The sequence below is a fragment of the Kitasatospora mediocidica KCTC 9733 genome, from assembly GCF_000744225.1.
Classification (GTDB): Bacteria; Actinomycetota; Actinomycetes; order Streptomycetales; family Streptomycetaceae; genus Kitasatospora; species Kitasatospora mediocidica.
The window spans coordinates 1-19,068 of record NZ_JQLN01000005.1; the positions used below are offsets into that span (position 1 = coordinate 1).

The 19,068-nt window shown below is 72.4% G+C and carries 18 protein-coding genes and 1 pseudogene; 6 read left to right on the forward strand and 13 right to left on the reverse strand.

The window, feature by feature from the left end:
• Positions 1-382 precede the first annotated feature (382 nt).
• From BS80_RS14230 to BS80_RS14240, 3 genes and pseudogenes are all read right to left on the reverse strand, one after another.
• A pseudogene (locus BS80_RS14230) lies at positions 383-1,202 on the reverse strand (DUF3710 domain-containing protein).
• Between the two features lie 53 nt (positions 1,203-1,255).
• Positions 1,256-1,726, reverse strand: coding sequence for a dUTP diphosphatase (gene dut, locus BS80_RS14235; protein WP_035797591.1), 471 nt, complete (start codon positions 1,724-1,726; stop codon positions 1,256-1,258).
• Positions 1,723-2,319, reverse strand: coding sequence for a PaaI family thioesterase (locus tag BS80_RS14240; protein ID WP_198045607.1), 597 nt, complete (start codon positions 2,317-2,319; stop codon positions 1,723-1,725). The genes dut and BS80_RS14240 overlap by 4 nt, the downstream gene beginning before the upstream one ends.
• 173 nt (positions 2,320-2,492) lie before the next feature.
• Here BS80_RS14240 and BS80_RS14245 point away from each other — a divergent pair, with 173 nt between their 5' ends.
• Positions 2,493-2,930 carry a DUF3093 domain-containing protein gene (locus tag BS80_RS14245; RefSeq protein WP_408607376.1) on the forward strand — a complete coding sequence of 146 codons (438 nt, stop codon included), beginning with the start codon at positions 2,493-2,495 and terminating at the stop codon, positions 2,928-2,930.
• A 205-nt stretch (positions 2,931-3,135) separates the two neighbouring features.
• Here BS80_RS14245 and BS80_RS14250 read toward each other — a convergent pair whose 3' ends face one another.
• From BS80_RS14250 to BS80_RS14265, 4 genes are all read right to left on the reverse strand, one after another.
• Entirely contained in the window at positions 3,136-3,435 is a 300-nt protein-coding gene (locus BS80_RS14250; protein WP_035797594.1) for a DUF4193 domain-containing protein, read from the reverse strand.
• A gap of 471 nt (positions 3,436-3,906) precedes the next feature.
• On the reverse strand, positions 3,907-4,881 hold the full coding sequence (locus BS80_RS14255) for an acyl-ACP desaturase (protein WP_035797595.1): 975 nt from the start codon (positions 4,879-4,881) through the stop codon (positions 3,907-3,909).
• Positions 4,882-5,103: 222 nt separating this feature from the next.
• Positions 5,104-6,393, reverse strand: coding sequence for a sensor histidine kinase (locus BS80_RS14260; protein WP_035797596.1), 1,290 nt, complete (start codon positions 6,391-6,393; stop codon positions 5,104-5,106).
• Between the two features lie 40 nt (positions 6,394-6,433).
• The gene (locus BS80_RS14265; protein WP_035797598.1) at positions 6,434-7,087 is read right to left on the reverse strand and encodes a response regulator transcription factor; all 654 of its coding nucleotides are present in this window, start codon (positions 7,085-7,087) and stop codon (positions 6,434-6,436) included.
• Positions 7,088-7,662: 575 nt separating this feature from the next.
• Here BS80_RS14265 and BS80_RS14270 point away from each other — a divergent pair.
• Positions 7,663-7,845: a hypothetical protein gene (locus tag BS80_RS14270; protein WP_035801146.1), complete on the forward strand. Its 183-nt coding sequence runs from the start codon at positions 7,663-7,665 to the stop codon at positions 7,843-7,845.
• 150 nt (positions 7,846-7,995) lie between these two features.
• On the opposite strand, the gene BS80_RS14275 is transcribed toward BS80_RS14270, so the two are convergent.
• Complete coding sequence (locus BS80_RS14275) at positions 7,996-8,814, reverse strand: inositol monophosphatase family protein (protein ID WP_035797599.1); 819 nt, start codon at positions 8,812-8,814, stop codon at positions 7,996-7,998.
• Between the two features lie 57 nt (positions 8,815-8,871).
• Complete coding sequence (locus BS80_RS14280) at positions 8,872-10,011, reverse strand: ferrochelatase (protein WP_035797601.1); 1,140 nt, start codon at positions 10,009-10,011, stop codon at positions 8,872-8,874.
• Positions 10,012-10,139: 128 nt separating this feature from the next.
• On the opposite strand from BS80_RS14280, the gene BS80_RS14285 reads away from it, so the two are divergent.
• Both BS80_RS14285 and BS80_RS14290 read left to right on the forward strand, forming a co-directional pair.
• Entirely contained in the window at positions 10,140-11,384 is a 1,245-nt protein-coding gene (locus tag BS80_RS14285) for an MFS transporter (protein WP_051966619.1), read from the forward strand.
• A gap of 91 nt (positions 11,385-11,475) precedes the next feature.
• The gene (locus BS80_RS14290) at positions 11,476-12,792 is read left to right on the forward strand and encodes a D-arabinono-1,4-lactone oxidase (RefSeq protein ID WP_035797602.1); all 1,317 of its coding nucleotides are present in this window, start codon (positions 11,476-11,478) and stop codon (positions 12,790-12,792) included.
• A 1-nt stretch (position 12,793) separates the two neighbouring features.
• Here BS80_RS14290 and BS80_RS14295 read toward each other — a convergent pair whose 3' ends face one another.
• Positions 12,794-13,699, reverse strand: a complete 906-nt coding sequence (locus BS80_RS14295; RefSeq protein ID WP_051966620.1) for a hypothetical protein — start codon at positions 13,697-13,699, stop codon at positions 12,794-12,796.
• A gap of 526 nt (positions 13,700-14,225) precedes the next feature.
• Here BS80_RS14295 and sepH point away from each other — a divergent pair.
• Positions 14,226-15,323 (forward strand): septation protein SepH, encoded by a 1,098-nt coding sequence (gene sepH, locus BS80_RS14300; protein ID WP_083974712.1) that lies wholly within the window; start codon positions 14,226-14,228, stop codon positions 15,321-15,323.
• A gap of 55 nt (positions 15,324-15,378) precedes the next feature.
• On the opposite strand, the gene BS80_RS14305 is transcribed toward sepH, so the two are convergent.
• A complete protein-coding gene (locus tag BS80_RS14305) occupies positions 15,379-16,230 on the reverse strand; it encodes a sulfurtransferase (protein WP_035797604.1) in 852 nt (283 codons plus the stop codon).
• Between the two features lie 169 nt (positions 16,231-16,399).
• On the opposite strand from BS80_RS14305, the gene BS80_RS14310 reads away from it, so the two are divergent.
• Positions 16,400-17,176 (forward strand): VOC family protein, encoded by a 777-nt coding sequence (locus tag BS80_RS14310; protein WP_035797605.1) that lies wholly within the window; start codon positions 16,400-16,402, stop codon positions 17,174-17,176.
• A gap of 11 nt (positions 17,177-17,187) precedes the next feature.
• On the opposite strand, the gene BS80_RS14315 is transcribed toward BS80_RS14310, so the two are convergent.
• Positions 17,188-17,835, reverse strand: coding sequence for a thymidine kinase (locus BS80_RS14315; RefSeq protein WP_035797606.1), 648 nt, complete (start codon positions 17,833-17,835; stop codon positions 17,188-17,190).
• Positions 17,836-17,868: 33 nt separating this feature from the next.
• Positions 17,869-19,056: an alkaline phosphatase family protein gene (locus tag BS80_RS14320; protein ID WP_035797608.1), complete on the reverse strand. Its 1,188-nt coding sequence runs from the start codon at positions 19,054-19,056 to the stop codon at positions 17,869-17,871.
• Positions 19,057-19,068 lie beyond the last annotated feature (12 nt).

A 19,068-nucleotide genomic window follows, 5' to 3' on the forward strand; every position in this document is an offset into this window, starting at 1 on the left:
TCAACATATCTGGCGTTGACTTTTGGCACGCTGTTGAGTTCTCAAGGAACGGACACTGTCTTCAAGCCGCTCTCGCAAGCTCTCCGAGTGTTTCGCTCTCTGCGCTAAGCTTATCAGATCAGTTTCACTCCGTTTTACCGGAGTTTCTCTTTTCTTCCTTGCCCTTCGGCGCTTCCAGACTCTATCAGGTTTCCCTGAGCATCTTTTCCCGCCGGCCGCATCTGGATATTCCTGCCGACCCGCCCGATTGGGCCGGTCAACGACGCGACCGTGGAACTGTACGTGGCCCGTGGCGCCCAGGCAAATCCGCTCCGAGAGCGCCTCGGGCCCGGTCTTCCGAGCCTCCTGAGGAGGCAGGGAAGACCGGGCCGAGGGCGGTGACTCAGCGGACCTCGGTGATCTCCGGGCCGCGCGCGAACGGGCTCAGCGTCGCGTCACCAAAACGCGAGGCCTCGGCCTCGGGGGCGCCGACGCCGCCGTCCGCGACCATCTGAGCGTCCTCCGGCAGCTTGAGCCACGATCGGGTCGCGCGGAGCCATCGGCGTCTCGCCCCGGACGACCACGGTCTGCCGGAACACCTGCTCCAGCACGCTCGCGGACTCCGGCTGCACGGCGGCCTGGCCGGAGATGACGCCGCGCAGGAACCAGCGCGGGCCGTCACAGCCGACGAAGCGGACCAGCTGCACGCCGTGCGTGCCGTCGGGCAGCTGGACCGGGACCTGGGCGCGGAGGTGCCAGCCCAGCGGGCCCTCCTCCTCCTCGACCAGTCCGCCCTGCGAGGTGATGCCGCCGGCGATCTCCTCGCGGACCTCGCCCCAGATGCCCTCGGACTTCGGGGCGGCGAAGGCCTGCAGCTGAATGGCGCTGTTGCCGAGCACCAGTGTGGCGGCGACGATCGCGTCGCCGGCCACCTCCACCCGGAGCTCCATACCCTCGACGCCCGGGACCAGCAGACCGCCCAGGTCGACCCGGCCCTCCTCGGGGCTCTCCAGCTCGGAGTGGTCCCACGGACCGTCCGGGCGGGGGGCCGGCGGCAGCCCGACGCGGTCGGCCGGGTCCACCTCCAGCTCCTCGGCGTCGGTCAGCGGCTCGCTCTCGGAGTCGGCGGAACCTTCGACGTCATCGGCCGTCTCGTCGGCGCTGATGGCGTCCTCGGCGAGCGGCTCGACAGCGTCCTCGCTCTTGTGGCGACGACGGAACACGGTCACTGTCCTTCCCGGTCCAAGACCGATGCGAATAGCTGAGCGGCTGCGGCCTACTGGACCGCGGCATGGCCACCGGTCGACCCGAACCCGCCTTCGGCTCGTGCAGACCCGGGCAGTTCGGCCACCTCGTGGAAGCGGGCCTTCTCGACCTGCTGGATCACCAGCTGAGCGATACGGTCCCCACGGCGGAAGCTGACCCGCTCGCGCGGATCCAGGTTGACGACGATCACCTTGATCTCACCACGGTACCCGGCATCGACCGTCCCTGGGGCGTTCACGAGCGCAACTCCGCAACGAGCTGCCAGTCCTGAACGCGGGTGGACGAACGCCGCGTAACCATCCGGCAACGCGATGGCGATACCGGTCGGGATCACCGTGCGCTCGCCGGGTTCCAGGTCCGCGTCGGCGGCGGCGCAGAGGTCCGCGCCGGCGTCGCCCGGCTGGGCGTACGAGGGCAGCGGAAGTTCTGGGTCGAGCCGCCGGATCAGGACGTCGATCTGGGGCCGGGCGGTGGTACTCACGGATTCACCTCGAAGGCTCTGGTGCGCATCAACAGGGCAGGGTCGTCCAGGGCAGCCTTGATGTCCTCGGGACGACCGTGCGTGGTGAAGTGTTCCAGCTTCACCTCGATGAAGAGTGCCTGCGCCCGGATCGCGACCGGTCCGTCAGGGCCGCCGATCCGGCCCTCGGCGGCGCAGTAGATCTTCCGGCCGTGCACACCGGTCGCCCAGGCGTGGATATGCAGCAGCGAGTCGACCGGCACCGGCCGGACGAAGTCGCTCTCCAGCCGCCCGGTGACCGAAGCGGTGTGCAGCATCCAGTTGAGCGTGCCGAGCGTCTCGTCCATCGCCGTGACCAGCAGGCCGCCGTGGGCCAGGCCTGGTCCCCCCTGGTGGGCCGGGCGGACCAGGAACTCGGACGTCACCTCCACGCCCTCCCCCGCCCGGGCCTCCAGCTGGAGCCCGCCGCTCTGCTGCGGTCCGCACCCGAAGCAGTGCGAGTAGTGCGAGCTCAGCACCGTGCCGGGGGCCGGAGCGAGCGCATGGCGTTCCGGTATCAGGGCGTCGTCCGGCGGGGTGGTGGGTGCGCGGTGGGCGCTCGGCGGCAGCGGCACGTGGTCCTGCTCGGCGGGCGAGGCAGAGCCCTGCGGAGCGGATGAGGAGGCAAGGGGTCCGGTCACAGTCGCCGACCCTACCGGCCGGTAGGAACCGTCGCACCGACTGTCCACTTCGCCCGATCCGGGGGGCTGCGCCGAGCCGCGAATGAATCGTGCTCACAATGGGAGCCATGTACGACGAACGCCTCACCGCACCCCGCTCCTGGTGGCTGCTTCCGGTCGGCTCCGGCCTCTCGTTCGGCCTGGTCTTCCTTCGCTTCGGCCCGATCCCCGGCCTGATCGGCCTGGTGGCGGGCATCGTCGCCGGCGCGATGGGCCTCAGCAGCTACGCCTCCGCCCGGATCCGGGTGGTGCAGGGCTCGCTGGTGGCCGGAAAGGCCCGGATCCCGCTCACCGCGCTCGGCCGGACCGAGCCGCTCGACGCCGACGAGGCGGTCGCCTGGCGGTCGGTGAAGGCGGATCCGCGGGCCTTCATGCTGCTGCGCAGCTACGTCCGCACCGCGCTGCGGGTGGAGGTCACCGACCCGGCGGACCCGACGCCGTACCTCTACCTCTCCACCCGGGACCCGGACGGCCTGGCGGCCGCCATCGCGCAGGCGAAGGGCTGACCGGGCCGCCGGCAGGCACCGGGGAAAAGGCGAAGGGACGGTTCCGCAGAGCGGACCGTCCCTTTTCCTTCGGTGTGCGACCGTACGGCGACGGTCGCGAGATCAGCCTCCGGGCCGGTCACCCGGCCCGGACGGGGCGGTGTGCCGGGACGGTGACTGTGCCTCGCACGAGGGCCACCGGGTCCGGACCATTGCCGCCCGATGATCAGGCTCCGCAGTCCCGGCAGATCGGGTTGCCGTTCTTCTCGCTGTACAGCTGGCTGCGGTGGTGCACCAGGAAGCAGCTCATGCAGGTGAACTCGTCGGCCTGGCGCGGCAGCACCCTGACGGACAGTTCCTCGTTGGACAGATCAGCGCCGGGCAGTTCGAGGCCCTCAGCCGCTTCGAACTCGTCGATGTCGACCGAGCTGGTCGACTTCTCGTTTCGACGTGCCTTGAGCTCCTCGATGCTGTCCTCGTTGAGGTCGTCATCGGTCTTGCGCGGGGTGTCGTAGTCCGTTGCCATGTTCGCTCTCCCCCTCTGGGTGTGTGCGGTATCTCCAGCGCACGTAACGCATGAGGGGCCGGTGTTGTGCCCGACCCGAGGCCGAGATTGTGCCTTACTTCAAGCCCTGTTACTCAATCGACACTCAGCGGCAGGCCCGATCGAGTGATCGAACCATCCTTTCGAGGGCTTGCGCAGCGTGCCTGCTGGGGCTCATCGGCCCATCGGTTCCGAATACGGAAGGTGATGGTACGCCCTGTCGGGCCAGTGCGCCAGAGCGCCTCCGCGCTGGTGAGGGCCTCGCCCGGCGCCCGCCGGAGCGGAGCGCTCGCCACCGGATACGACTACGCTCCGCGATGATCACCCGCCGTAGGACGATCACTCTGCGAGATCATCCGAACGGGTAGGGCCGCTGGATGTGACCTTCGTCACGTCGCGGTATTTTTCGGACGAAACTGCCGGAACCGGCCTACCGGCCGGCCCCGGCCGAGGCTACTTCCGGGCCGCGTTGGCGGCTCGGCGGGCCAGCAGCGCGGCCTGCCGCTCGTCGAAGCGGGTGGCCTGGACGTCCAGACCGTCCAGGAAGAGTCCGAGCTCCTGCTGGGCCTGCAGGCCGGCCGGGCCGAGGCCGCCGATCTCCATCACCTTGAGGTGGCGCAGCACCGGCTGCAGCACGTCGTCGTGGTGGATCCGCAGGTTGTAGATGCCGCCGATGGCGATCTGGGCCGCCGAGCGCTCGAAGCCGGGCATGCCGTGACCGGGCATCCGGAAGTCGGTGACGACGTCGCGGACGGCCTGCATGGCCAGGTCCGGGGCGATCTCCAGGGCGGCCTTGAGCAGGTTCCGGTAGAAGACCATGTGCAGGTTCTCGTCGTTGGCGATCTTCGCCAGCAGCTGCTCGCAGAGCGGGTCGCCGGCGAAGTGGCCGGTGTTGCGGTGCGAGATCCGGGTGGCGAGCTCCTGGAAGGCCACATAGGCCACCGAGTGCAGCATGCTGTGCGAGTTGTCGGACTGGAAGCCCTCCCCCATGTGCTCCATCCGAGCCCGCTCCAGGGCCACCGGGTCGACCGCACGGGTCGCCAGCAGGTAGTCCCGCAGCGCGATGCCGTGGCGGCCCTCCTCGGCCGTCCAGCGGTGCACCCAGGTCCCCCAGGCGCCCTCGCGACCGAACATGGTGGCGATCTCGTGGTGGTAGCTGGGGAGGTTGTCCTCGGTCAGCAGGTTGACCACCAGCGCGATCCGGCCGAGCGGGGTGACCTTGGACTGCTCCAGCGCCCAGGCCTCACCGCCGAGCACCCCGTCGAAGTCCCGCCCCTGGCTCCACGGGATGTACTCGTGGGGCATCCATTCCTTGGCTATGGCGAGGTGCCGGTTGAGCTCGGTCTCGACCACCTCTTCGAGGGCGAGGATCAGTCGGGCATCGGTCCAGGCGGTCGAACCGGTGCGCTGGGCGGGTGCGATGGTCACGACGGTGGCTCCTGAGGGGACGGGGCACTTACGGATGCGTAGGTTACGCCACCGTAAGTTGTTCGGACCGCAAATGACAAGTGCCCTGGCCAGCCCCTTCGTACGTTCCGGGGGCAGGCTCAGGGCAGCAACGGTCAGCGACCGACAGGGACGGGGAGCAACGGGTGGGGCGGGGCCGGGCGGGCGGCCGACCCGCGCTCCGCCGCCCGGCTCCCCCGGTTTTCAGACGCCGGGAATCCGCACCCGCATGGTCAGTCCACCGCCCGCACGGGTCGACGCCTCGATGGAGCCGCCGTGCGCCCGGATCACCGAGCGGACGATCGAGAGGCCCAGGCCGACGCCCTTGTCACTGCGCGTCCGGTCGGCTCCCTTGACCCGGCGGAACGGCTCGAAGATGTGCTCCAGCTCGTAGCCGGGGACCACCGGGCCGGTGTTGCTGACCACCAGCTCGCCGAGCCCGCCCGGGCCGATCGTGGTGGTGATCTCCACCCAGCCGTCCGGGAGGTTATAGCGCACCGCGTTCTGCAGCAGGTTCAGCGCGATCCGCTCCAGCAGCACGCCGTTGCCCGAGACGGTGGCCGGCGTCAGCGTCGAGCGGATCTCCACCTCGCGCTTGGCCGCCTCCGACCGGATCTGTTCGACCGCGCGCAGGGCCACCTCGGAGAGTTCGACCGGTCTGCGGTCGGTCAGCTCGTTGTCGCTGCGGGCCAGCAGCAGCAGGCCCTCCACCAGCTGTTCGCTGCGCTCGTTGGTGACCAGCAGGGTCTTGCCCAGCTGTTGGAGGTCGGCGGAGGTGTTCGGGTCCGAGAGCTGCACCTCCAGCAGGGTCCGGTTGATCGCCAACGGAGTGCGCAGCTCGTGCGAGGCGTTGGCCACGAACCGGCGCTGGGAGTCGAAGGAGCGGTCCAGCCGGTCGAGCATCCCGTCGAAGGTGTCGGCGAGCTCCTTGAGCTCGTCGTCCGGGCCGTCCAGTTCGATCCGGCGGTGCAGGTCGGAACTGGCCACCTCGCGGGCCGTCCGGGTGATCCGGCCCAACGGGCGCAGCACCCGGCCGGCCATCGCGTAACCGGCCGCGAAGGCGATCAGCGCGAGCGCCACCAGGACGGTGAGCGACTTGCGCAGCAGGGTGTCCAGCGCGGTGTGCGACTGCGAGTTCTGGATGCTGTCGATGTAGGCGTTGAACTGGGGGCCGGTGAGCAGCTGACCGTCGGCGGTGCGCACCACCACGTCCGGGCTGATGTTGATCTTCGGCAGGGTGGCCTGTTGGAACGCCTGCCGGACGAAGAAGTACATCAGCAGCAACAGCAGCACCCCGGCCATCAGGAACATCCCGCCGTAGAGCAGCGTGAGCCGGATCCTGATGGTCGGGCGGAACGGAAGCCAGCTCAGCCCGTCGCCCGGCCGGTACGCCTCGGGCTGCGGCCGGCCGGCCGGGTGTGGCGGGCGGTCGGGGCGCGGCGGCACGGGTCGGGCGCTGCCGGAGGCCCCGCCGGCGGTGGGCGGGGTGGTCATGAGTGTCGTCCCCTTGGGTGGAGAGGGTTGGGGTGGGGGGTCAGATCCGGTAGCCGGAGCCCGGCACGGTGACGATGACGGCCGGGTCGCCGAGCTTGCGCCGCAGCGTCATCACCGTCACCCGGACCACGTTGGTGAACGGGTCGGTGTGCTCGTCCCAGGCCTTCTCCAGCAGCTGCTCGGCGGAGACCACGGCCCCGCCGGCCCGCATCAGGACCTCCAGGACGGCGAACTCCTTGGGCGCGAGCTGGACGGGCCTGGAGTCACGCAGCACCTCGCGGCGACCCGGGTCCAGCGTGATGCCGGCCCGTTCCAGGACGGGCGGCAGCGGAGCCGTCGAGCGGCGGCCCAGCGCCCGGACCCGGGCGACGAGCTCGCTGAAGGCGAACGGCTTGGGCAGGTAGTCGTCGGCGCCGATCTCCAGCCCCTCCACCCGGTCGCTGATGTCGCCGGAGGCGGTCAGCATGATCACCCGGGTGGCCAGGCCCTGCTCGACGACGCTGCGGCAGACGTCGTCGCCGTGCACCAGGGGCAGGTCGCGGTCGAGGACCACGACGTCGTAGTCGTTGACCGCGATCCGCTGGAGGGCGGCCTCGCCGTCGTACACCACGTCGACCGCCATGGCCTCGCGGCGCAGGCCGGTGGCGACGGCTTCGGCGAGCAGCTGCTCGTCCTCGACGACAAGTACCCGCACAGCGGTTTCCCTTCTCTGGCGCGGGCGGTCGCCGGCGGCTGCCGCGGCCCTGCCCGATCCGCTCTCTCCCGGCCCACCGCGACGGCCCGGGCGGGCCTGCGGACCCGGGCACCGGATCGGGGCACGCACGGCGGGATCCGGAGGTCCCGTTGCTCGGGCCTACGACTCCGACGGTTCCTCCATCCTGCCTGGTGCGTGCGTAAAGCACCGGTAAGAGGGGGCACTCGACGCCTCCCCTCGCCTTCCGCCGGGCCCGGCGGAGCGGATTCCGGATCCACCGGCTCCAGGGCGCGGATTGTGACAAAGGCAACTTTCTCGCCCGGATGAGGTTTCCCCGGTATGTGGCTGGGGAGGACGATTGCACACCCGCGATCACGCCGTAGGTCGATCGCACCCACCCGCCGCGCGTTTCATCCGCACCGGTCGGGGGATCGCAGTTCACGGAGCGGCCCGAGGCCGCAGCAGCGCCGTACCGGGGCCAGCCGACCGGTCGGGCGCAACCGAAGGACATCGCACCTCCCCAAGCCGGAGAACGCTCGACCGTGCACGTCCGACACAGCAAGGGGGCCTGCCGCATGGACGCCTTCACCGCCGGAATTCTGCAGCGTATTCAGAACGCCGAGCAGGATCTGCACCGCGCTCTCGAGTCAGGGGACGAGTTCCTGGCCGAAGTGGAGCAGTCCGAGATCGACGACCTTCGCCGTCTCGCCGCCGACCACGGCGTCGACCTGGTGCCTGCTCTGCCCCGTAGCGCCTGACCGGCGCTCCGGACCGGGTGACCACAGCCCTCCCGGTCCGGTCCTCACCCCCCTCCGGGCCGGTGAACCGGCCCCCGACACGTCCCGAGCCCCGGCGCGACCCACTGCGCCGGGGCTCGGTGCGTCTGCTGCGAGCTCCCGTACCTGGTCCTAGTCGTGCCAGGCGCCGAGGGTCTCCAGGCGGTCCTGCAGCAGCTCGAAGACGCCGGGCGGCGCCGCGACGGTGAGCTCGCGGGAGACGGGATCACCCGGGCGGCCGCCGGTCAGCGCGCCCGCCTCGCGGGCGATCAGCGCCCCGGCGGCGTGGTCCCAGGGGGCCAGGCCGCGCTCGTAGTAGCCGTCCAGCCGGCCGGCCGCGACGTCGCAGAGGTCGATCGCCGCCGCGCCGCCGCGCCGGATGTCGCGCAGCTCGGGCATCAACTGCCGTAGTACGTCCGCCTGGTGTACCCGCGCGGACTGGACGTAGTTGAAGCCGGTACCGATCAGCGCCTGCCCCCACGGCGGCGCCGGACGGACCGAGATCGGGCGGCCGTCCAGCAACGCGCCGCGGCCCAGCACCGCCTGGAACGTCTCGCGGCGGGCCGGTGCCGCGACCACGCCGACCACGGTCTGCCCGTCCAGCTCGGCGGCCACGCTCACCGCCCAGCCGGGGAGTCCGTAGAGGTAGTTGACGGTCCCGTCGAGCGGGTCGACGATCCACCGGACGCCGCTGCGGCCGACCCGCTCGGTGCCCTCCTCGCCGAGGTACCCGTCCAGCGGGCGGCGGGCGGCGATCAGCTCGACGATCAGCTTCTCGGAGGCGAGGTCCATCTCGGTGACGACGTCGACCGGGCTGCTCTTGACGGCCGCCACGCCGAGGTCGGCGGGGCGGCCGTCGCGCAACAGTTCGCCGGCTTGCCGGGCGGCCTCCAGGGCGACGACGAGCAGCTCGTCCAGCAGGTCTTGGTCGGGCACGGCTTGGTCGGGCACGGTGGTCCTCCGGGTCGGATGACGGGCGGCGGGGACGGGCGGCGGGGAAGCCGGGTCTCAGGAGACCTGCGCGGCGGCGGGTCGCGGAGCCCGCGGGTTGGGGCAGCAGGCGACGGCGCAGACGTCGTGGCTGGCGCCGAACGCTCCCAGCGCGCAGCGTTCGACCGCCGAGCCGCGCTCGACCGCCGCCCGCTCCAGCAGGAGCCCGCGCACCGCGGCCGTGAAGCGCGGGTCGGCGCCGACGGTCGCGGCGCGGGCCACCGGGAGGCCGAGCTTCGCGGCGTGGTCGGCGGCCTCGGTGTCGAGGTCGTACTTGACCTCCATGTGGTCCGAGACGAAACCGATCGGGATCATCACGGCGGCGCTCGCGCCGTCCGCGTGCAGCGCGTCCAGGTGGTCGCAGATGTCGGGTTCCAGCCACGGGATGTGCGGGGCGCCGCTGCGGCTCTGGAAGACCAGCTCCCACGGCCGGTCCGCGACACCGGTCGCCTCGGCGACGGCCTCGGCGACCAGCCGGGCGACCTCCAGGTGCTGGGCGACGTAGGCCCCGCCCGGCGTACCACGGGCGGGGTCGTCCGGCGCGCCGGAGGACTCGGCCATCGAGAGCGGGATCGAGTGGGTGGTGAAGGCCAGCCGGGCGCCGTCGCGGGTGTCGGCGGGCAGCTCGGCGAGCGCGGCGAGGGTGGCGTCGATCATCGGGCGGACGAAGCCGGGGTGGTTGTAGAAGTGCCGGAGCTTGTCGACGGTCAGCGTCGGCAGCCCTTCCTCGGCCAGCCGGGCGAGCGCGTCGGCGAGGTTCTCGCGGTACTGGCGGCAGCCGGAGTACCCCGCGTACGCGCTGGTGGCCAGGACGGCGATCCGGCGGTGGCCGTCGTTCGCCATCTCGCGCAGGGTGTCGATCAGGTAGGGCGCCCAGTTCCGGTTGCCCCAGTAGACCGGCAGGCACAGGCCGTGCGCGGCGAAGTCCTCGCGCAGCGCGGCGAGCAGCTCGCGGTTCTGCGCGTTGATCGGGCTGACGCCGCCGAACAGGAAGTAGTGCTTGCCCACCTCGGCCAGCCGTTCCTTCGGGATGCCCCGGCCGCGGGTGACGTTCTCCAGGAACGGCACCACGTCCTCGGGTGCCTCCGGGCCGCCGAAGGAGAGCAGCAGCAGCGCGTCGTAGGGGGCAGGGTCGATGAGGGTCTGCGCGTCGGACATGGCACCGATCCTGCCACTGCGCACCGGCCCGCCGCGGGCCGGGCCACGCGGGGACGGGCCGGGGCTCCGGTTTGCCAAGCTTCGTAAGCTATGTAGAGGATCAACGTTCCTTACCACCCGGAGCCACCGTGCTGTCCAGCTACCGTCAGATATTCGCCGCGCCGGGCAGTCTGGCCTTCTCCACCACCGGATTCGTCTCCCGGCTGCCGATCTCGATGACCGGGATCGGCATCGTCACCATGCTCGCCGAGCTGCGCGGTTCGTACGGCGTCGCGGGCGCGGTCTCGGCGACCGTGGCGGTCTCCGCCGCCGTGCTCGGGCCGCAGGTCTCCCGGCTGGTGGACCGGCTCGGCCAGCGCCGGGTCGCGCGGCCCGCCACCGTGCTGACGGTGCTCGCGGCGATGGCCCTGCTGCTGAGCGCGCACTTCGGCGCGCCGGACTGGGTGCTCTTCGTCTGCGCGGCCGGGATGGGCTGCATGCCCAGCACCGGCGCGATGGTGCGAGCCCGCTGGGCGCACCTGTACCGCGAGGACGCGGCCAAGCTGCACACCGCGTACTCGCTGGAGGCGGTGGTCGACGAGATCTGCTTCATCGTCGGCCCGATCCTGGCGATCGGCCTGGCCACCTCGGTCTTCCCGGAGGCCGGGCTGCTGCTGGCGGTGCTCTTCCTCGCCGTCGGCGTGGTGCTGTTCACCGCGCAGCGCCGGACCGAGCCGCCGGTGCACCCGGCGGCCGGGCAGTCGGGCACGTCGGCGATCCGCTCGGCCGGGCTGCGGGTGCTGGTGCTGACCTTCGTGGCGACCGGTGCGATCTTCGGCGCGGTCGAGGTGGTCACCGTGGCCTTCGCCCAGGAGCAGGGGCACACCGCCGTCTCCAGCCTGGTGCTGGCCGTCTACGCGCTCGGCTCGGGACTGGCCGGGGTGGCCTTCGGCGCCCTGAAGCTGCCCGGCACGCTCGGCCAGCGGTTCCGCGTCGGGGTCTCGCTGATGGCGGTCAGCATGGTGCCGCTGGTGCTGGTGGCCTCCTGGTGCACCGGGGTGGCCGGGCTGGTCGCACTCGGTGGCGCGCTCTTCGTGGCCGGGCTCTCGATATCCCCGACCATGATCACGGCGATGGGCCTGGTCGAGCGGCTGGTCCCGGCCGCCCAGCTGACCGAGGGGATGACCTGGACGACGACCGGGCTCGCGATGGGCGTGGCGCTGGGGTCCTCGCTGGCCGGCCTGGTGGTGGACCACGCGGGCGCGGCCACCGGGTACTGGGTGCCGGTGGCCGGCGGGGTGTTCGCCGCGCTGACCGCGCTGGCCGGCGGCCGCTGGCTGCGGACGGACGCCGAGGCGACGCCGACCGAGGCCGTGCCGGTCGGCCACGGGTGACCGAAGGGGACGCGCAGGAGCCATTTACCCGCGCCGGGCTGGTGATTAGGCTCCCTACCCACTGGTAGCGCTCTGAGCAGGAGGCCCCCGCATGCCCCCCACCACGACCCCCGGCCGCTGGAGCAACTGGGCGGGCAACCAGAGTGCCGATCCCCGCCAGGTGGTCACGCCGTCCTCGCCCGACGAGCTGGCCGCCGTGGTCCGGCAGGCCGCCGAGGACGGACGGACGGTCAAGGCCGTCGGGTCCGGACACTCCTTCACCGCGATCGCCTCGGCCGGCGACGGGGTGCTGGTCCGCCCGGACGGCCTGACCGCGGTCCGCGAGCTGGACAGTGCGGCCGGCACCGTCACGGTGGAGTCCGGTGTGCCGATCTCCCGGCTCAACCGGCTGCTGGCGACCGCCGGCCTGTCGCTGACCAACATGGGCGACATCGAGGTGCAGACCGTCGCCGGGGCGACCAGCACCGGCACCCACGGCACCGGGCGCGACTCGGCCTCGCTCTCCGCGCAGATCCGGGCCGTGGAGATCGTGCTCGCGGACGGCAGTGTCCGGCACTGCTCACCCACCGAGGAGCCCGAGCTGTTCCAGGGCGCCCGGCTGGGCCTGGGCGCGCTGGGCCTGGTGAGCGCGCTGACCTTCGGCGTCGAGCCGGCCTTCCTGCTGACCGCCCACGAGCAGCCGATGACCTTCGACCGGGTGATCGCGGACTTCGACGACCTGACGGCGGTCAACGAGCACTTCGAGTTCTACTGGTTCCCGCACACCGACCGGTGCAGCACCAAGCGCAACAACCGCTCCCGGGGACCGGCCGCGCCGCTGCCCGGGTTCAAGGCCTGGCTGGACGACGACTTCCTCTCCAACACGGTCTGGGAGGGCGCCTGCCGGGTCGGCCGGGCCGTCCCGGCGAGCATTCCGGCGATCGCCGCCGTCGCCAGCCGGGCCTGGTCGGAGCGGACGTACACCGACACCGCGTACAAGGTGTTCACCAGCCCGCGCCGGGTGCGCTTCACCGAGATGGAGTACGCGGTGCCGCGCGAGGCGGCGGTCACCGTGCTGCGCGAGCTGAAGGCGCTGGTCGAGCGCTCGCGCTGGCGGATCAGCTTCCCGGTGGAGGTGCGCACCGCGCCCGCCGACGACCTGTGGCTCTCCACCGCGAGCGGCCGGGACAGCGTCTACATCGCCGTCCACCTCTACCGGGGCACCGCCGAGCAGGGCTACTTCACCGCGGTCGAGCAGCTGATGACCGCTCACCAGGGCCGTCCGCACTGGGGCAAGCTGCACACCCGGGACGCCGACTACCTGTCAGGCGTCTATCCGCACTTCGCCGACTTCACGGCGCTGCGTGACCGGGTGGACCCGGAGCGCCGGTTCGCCAACGACTACCTGCGGCGCGTCCTCGGGAAGTAGCTCACGGGGACGGCGGCACGGACCCGGCACCCGCCCCGGCGCCCGCCCCCACCGTGGTCGGCGGCACCGCACCGGGCGAGGCCGCCGACCGCTCCGGGGGCGTCGGGGTCGGCGTGGCAGTCGGGGTCGGGGTCGCCGACGGGCTCGCGGAGCCGCTGCTCGGCGCGCCGGAGGAGCGCGAGGCGTCCGGGGAGGGCGTCGAGGAGGGTGCGGCGGGATCGGAGGCTCCGGCGCTCGCCCCCGCGCTCGCCGAGGAGCGTGGGGTGGCCGGCGCGTCCGGACTCTCCCGGCCGGCCGGTGGCTGCACCGGCGCACGGTCCGGCTTGCGGCTGTCGCTGGGGAAGAGCGAGGTGCCGCCCCCGTCCTGGCCGGAGGTCATGGAGTGCACGCTCTTCCCCCAGGCCAGCTCGACGCCCACGATCGGCACCATCGCCAGCCCGAAGACCAGCGCCGAGACCGCCGCGTAGGTCTTCCAGGTCCAGCGCCGACGGGCCTTGAGCACCGGGGAGTCGTTCCACTCGCCGTTCGCTCCCGGCGCGCCCTGCGGGAGCCAGGCGGCCGGGATCGGCGCGGTGTCCCGCAGCGGGACCTGGGTCAGCGCGTTGACGCTCGGCCCGGCCGCGCGGTCGGTGACCTCGCGCAGCTGCCGGCCGGTGTGCCGGAAGACGTGCTGGAAGACCGCGCCCCCGGTGGTCGCGCCGATGCTGACCACCGCCGCTCCGATGATCGTGCCGTAGACCCCGAGCTCGGAGGCGAGCACCGCGCCGACCACCGCGGCCAGCGCACTCGCCGCGACCTGGGCGACGCTCAGGTCGATCCGCTTCGTCCCCTGGGCCGCGTCGCCGGCCTTGCCGTCACCGGGCTCGGCCCCTCCCTCGGCGACCGCCCGCCCGTTCTGCTGCGGCATCCGCGCCCCTCCCTCAACTTCTCGCACAATTGGTCCATCAATCAGATAAGTCCAACCATCTTGCACAAAGAAGGACACAAGGGTCGAAAATCCACCACCTTGCAGTCGATATATGTGAAGATGATCACCGTCAACTGATCGGCGGTCCGCCATCGGAGTCCGCAGTCTTGAGATTCCCGTGAATCGCGGGAGACTTGAGCGGCGAGCCGCCCCTCTGGATGCCACGAATGGAGTACTGTTCGTGGAGCCTGAGCCCTCGGTCATCCTGTCGACTGCCCGTCAACACGGCAGTACGGACAACCTCGGTCCAGGCACGCACGGCGGCGCTCGACCCGAACCGTCGCTCCACATCCACGTGCGGGGTACGGCCGGGACCCGAGGCGCGGCGTCACCAGACGACGCGGCGAACAGGCAACCGTGCCACAGCGGTGTGATCGGACGGAAGTCCGACACGCCGGAGAACTCTGCAAGGTTGTGGCAAGTCGCCAGTGGGCAGGCCACACTCAGTACGGGAGCAGCGACGCAGGTGACGTCGGCAGGCACCACCCGGGAGGTAACCGTGCCCGAACTGCGCGTCGTGGCTGTCAGCAATGACGGCACACGGCTGGTCCTCAAGGCTGCCGACAGCACGGAGTTCACCCTCCCCATCGACGAGCGGCTGCGCGCCGCCATCCGTGGTGACCGGCCACGCCTGGGCCAGATCGAGATCGAGGTGGAGAGCCACCTCCGCCCCCGTGACATCCAGGCGCGGATACGAGCCGGCGCCTCCGCCGAGGAGGTCGCCCAGGCCGCCGGGATCTCGGTGGACCGGGTCCGCCGCTTCGAGGGTCCGGTGCTCGCCGAGCGCGCCTTCATGGCCGAGCGGGCCCGCAAGACCCCGATCCGTCGGCACGGCGAGAGCACCGGACCGCAGCTGGGCGAGGCCGTCGCCGAGCGGCTGGTGCTGCGTGGCGCCGAGAAGGACGCCGAGCGCTGGGACTCCTGGCGGCGCGACGACGGTACCTGGGAGGTCGTCCTCTCCTACCGGGCCGACGACGAGGGCCGCTCCGCGAGCTGGACGTACGACCCGCCCCGGCGGCTGGTCCAGCCGATCGACGACGAGGCCCGCGCGCTGATCGGCGAGAACGTCGAGCGCGAGGAGGACTCGGTCTTCCCGTTCATCCCGCGGATCGCCCGGCTCCCGCACGACCGTCCGATGCGCCCGATGATCGAGCGTCCCTCGGCCGACCGGATCATGTCCCCGCCGCCCGAGCGGATCGTGGCCCGCGAGGCGACGGCCACGGCCGCCACCGCCGACGCCCGGGATTCGCTGACCAGCCTGCTGGATGTGGTCCCGGCCTTCCGGGGCGACCTCGCGGTCGGCCCGTCGGCGATCGAGGCCGCGCCGCCGGTCGAGGACGAGCAGTTGGTCGAGGAGCCGGCCGCCGCCGTGGCACCGGCCGTCGGCGCGGGCTCGGCCTACGCGGACATCCTGATGCCCCGGGCGGTCGCACCGCACCGGGAGCGGCTGGTCGGCACCACCGACCGGCAGGCCGAGGCGGACGGCGTGCGTCCGGGCCGCCGGGCCACGGTGCCCAGCTGGGACGAGATCGTCTTCGGCAGCCGCCGCAAGAAGCAGGAGTAGCGAAGAGGGGCCCCGGGTGAGGGCCCCTCTTCGTGCTGCCGGCCGGCGCTCCCGCTCAGCCGCGCTCGGCTCCCGTGGCGACCGGCCTGGCCGGGTCGCGGGACCACTCGCTCCAGGAGCCCGGGTACAGCGAGGCCTGACGCCCCGCCAGCTCCAGGGCCAGCGCCTGGTGCGCCGCCGTCACCCCCGAGCCGCAGTAGACGCCCACCGCCTGCCCGTCCGCGCCCAGCGCGCGGAACCGCTCCGCCAGCTCGGCGGCGGGCCGGAAGCGCCCGTCCGGACCGAGGTTCTCGTTGGTCGGCGCGCTGACCGCGCCGGGGATGTGCCCGGCCCGCGGGTCGATCGGCTCGGTCTCGCCGCGGTAGCGCTCGCCGGCCCGGGCGTCCAGCAGGAGGCCGCCGCGCGCCAGCTCGGCCGCCTGCTCGGCGTCCAGCGTCGGCAGCTGCCCGGGGACCGGCTTGAAGTCACCGTCTCCCGGCGGCGGAACCTCGGTGGTCTGCGGCTGTCCGGCCGCCAGCCAGGCGGCCAGGCCGCCGTCCAGCACCCGGACGTCGCGGTGGCCGGCCCAGCGCAGCAGCCACCAGGCCCGGGCCGCCGCCATCGACGTGTTCGCGTCGTAGACCACCACCGGACGGTCCGCGCCGACCCCGGCCCGGCGCAGCGCGGCGCCGAACTCCTCCGGGTCCGGCAGCGGGTGGCGCCCGCCGACGCCCACCTGGACGGCCGGGGCGGCCAGCACGCGGTCCAGCTCCAGGAAGTGGGCCTGCGGCAGGTGGCCCACCTCGTAGTCCTCGATGCCGGCCGGGCCGCCCAGCTGCCAGCGGATGTCCAGCAGCACCGGCGGCAGCGGACCGGCCAGCGCCCGCACCAGCTCGTCGACGGAGATCAACGGAGAAGTCTTGTCCATGCGGGTCATTCTGCCGCCTGCGACGGTCGCATCGGGGTGCGGAACGCTCTTTGTACGGTCTTTGCCGTGGCGTCAGCGCGGTCCTGCGGTGTGTCGTGCACGAGGAATGGGAGCATCTGGGCCTGGGGCCCGCGCCGCCGGGCCGGGTGCCCCCGCGAGGAGGCCTGTGATGACTGCGGTGAAGGTCCGGGTGGCGCAGGGCACACCCTGCTGGGTGAGCCTGATGGTCCATGACCTGGAGGGCGCCAAGGCCTTCTACGGTCCGCTGCTGGACTGGAGTTTCACCCCGGGACCCGCCGAACTCGGCGCCTACGTCCGGGCCAGCCTGCACGGCGCCAAGGTCGCCGGGATCGGGGTGGCCCCGGCCGACACGGCACTGCCCACCGAGTGGACCACGTACTTCGCGGTGGACAGCGCCGACGACGTCTCGCAGCGGGTGCGCGAGTGCGGCGGAACGGTGGCGGTCGGGCCGCTGCGGTCCGGGCCGGCCGGACGCCTCGCCGTCGCCGCGGACCTCTCGGGAGCCTTCTTCGGGCTCTGGGAGGGCCGCGAGCACCTCGGCTGGGAGGTGGTCGGCGAGCCGGGCGCGCCGGTCTGGAGCGAACTGGTCACCAACGACGAGCCGCTGGCTGCCGCCTTCTACGGCTCGGTGCTGGGCCGCGCGGTGGTCGAGGCGGACCCGTCGGCGCTGGCCCGCGGGGACGAGGAGGCCACCCTCCAGGTGGACGGGCACCGGGTGGCCGGCATCCGGCAGACCGGCGACCTGCGGGACGGTCCGCCGCGCTGGCGGGTCTACTTCGCGGTCGCGGACGTCGATCTGACCGTGCACCAGGCGCTGGCACTGGGCGGCAGCCTGCTGGTGGCGCCCTACGACACCCCGTACGGGCGGGTGGCCCGGCTGGCCGATCCGGAGGGCGGCCGGTTCTCGGTGGTCAGGCTGCCGTAACCGGCGCGCTGTCAGCCCTCGAAGGGGAGCACGTCCGGGGAGAGGGCGGCCGCGCGGGCGGTGGCGGCGGTGAGCCGGCGGCGGTGATGACGGCGGCAGAGCACCTCGTAGCCGACCTCGTCCTCGCTGACCGCGACGTCGCCGACCACCACCTGCGGCCCCTCGACCACCATCACCCCGCCGACCGTGCGGGCGTTGTGGGTGGCCCGGGCGCCGCACCAGCAGAGCGCCTCGACCTGGAGGATCTCCACCCGGTCGGCGAGCTCGACGAGCCGCTGCGAACCGGGGAAGAGCCGGGTGCGGAAGTCGGTGGTGATCCCGAACGTGAAGACGTCGATGCCCAGTTCGTCGACCACCCGGGCGAGCTGGTCGACCTGGGCCGCGGTGTAGAAGTTCGCCTCGTCGCAGATCAGGTAGTCCACCCGGCCGCCCGCCGAGAGCAGTTGCACGACGTAGAGGTGGAAGTCGAAGCCCTCGGTCACCTCGACCGCCTCGGCCCGCAGGCCGAGCCGGCTGGAGATGGTGGAGGCGCCGGCGCGGTCGTGGCGGGCGAAGATGATGCCCTGTCGGCCGCGCGCGGCGTGGTTGTGGTTCATCTGCAGCGCCAGCGTCGACTTGCCGCAGTCCATCGTGCCGGAGAAGAACACCAGGTCAGCCATGGGTGGAGCGTGGGCCTTTCGGGATGGGGGTGATCAGCCGCGGACTTCGAGCAAGGGCACGAACTGCTCGACCGGGGTCATCGACCCGTGCAGCCCGGTCATCGCGGACTCCCCCGGCTCGCTGCGTGAAGCGATCACCGCGACGTCGTCACGGGCCGCCGCGACCACGTCGCCGATCCGGTGGTAGACCCGGTCGTCGACGGACGGGCCGAACCAGCCGGCCGCTATCGCCTCGTCCCGGCCGGCGACCCACATGCGGTCCCCGAGCACCTCGCTCCAGACCATCCGCACGTCGGCGGCCGCGCCCGGGACGGCGTAGACGTGCCGGGCGCGGGCCTCGCCGCCGAGCAGGGCGACGCCGGCGCTCAGCTCCCAGTCGTCGTCGAAGTCGATCCGGTCCTCCGGCGCGATGTCGATCATGCCGTGGTCGGCGGTGACGTACAGCGCCGAGCGCGGCGGCAGTTGCTCGGCGAGCCGCTGGGCGAGCCGGTCGACGGTGTTGAGCATCATCCGCCACTCGTCGGAGTCGACGCCGTAGCGGTGGCCCATCCCGTCCAGCTCGCTGACGTACGTGTAGACCAGCGTGCGGTCGGCGGCGGCCAGTTGGCGGGCTGCCAGGTCCATCCGCTCCTCGCCGGTGGTGCGGCCGAGGAAGTGGCCGCCGGAGAGCGCGACCTGGGTGAGCGGGGTCTGCGCGAAGAGCGGGGAGGAGACCTGACTGGCCGTCACCCCGGCCGCGTGCACCCGCTCGAAGACCGTCGGGTACGGCTGCCACTCGCGCGGCTCCACCGGCGGCTGCCAACGCAGCTGGTTCATCAGCTGGTTGCGCCCCGGGATCGCCACCGTGTAGCCCGCCAGGCCGTGCAGGCCGGGCGGCAGACCGGTGCCGACCGAGGCCAGCGAGGTCGCGGTGGTGGAGGGGAAGCCCGCGGTGAGCGGCCGGGCGGTGCGGCCGAGCGAGCTGGGCAGCAGCGAGGTCAGGAAGGGCGCGTACTCGGGGTGGCGCTTGATCAGCTCCCAGCCCATGCCGTCGACCAGGAAGACGCAGACCCGGTCGGCGGGTTCGATCGGCAGCGTGCTGGTGAAACCGGGGACGCCGAGGCCGGCCGCCACCGAGGGCAGCAGGTCGCAGAGCGAGCCGGTGCCGTAGCGGGGGACGGGCGCGTCGGCGGGGACGAGAAGCTCGAAGGCGTCGTGGTCCGAGGGAGGGGTGTAGGACATCGTGGGGTGCCG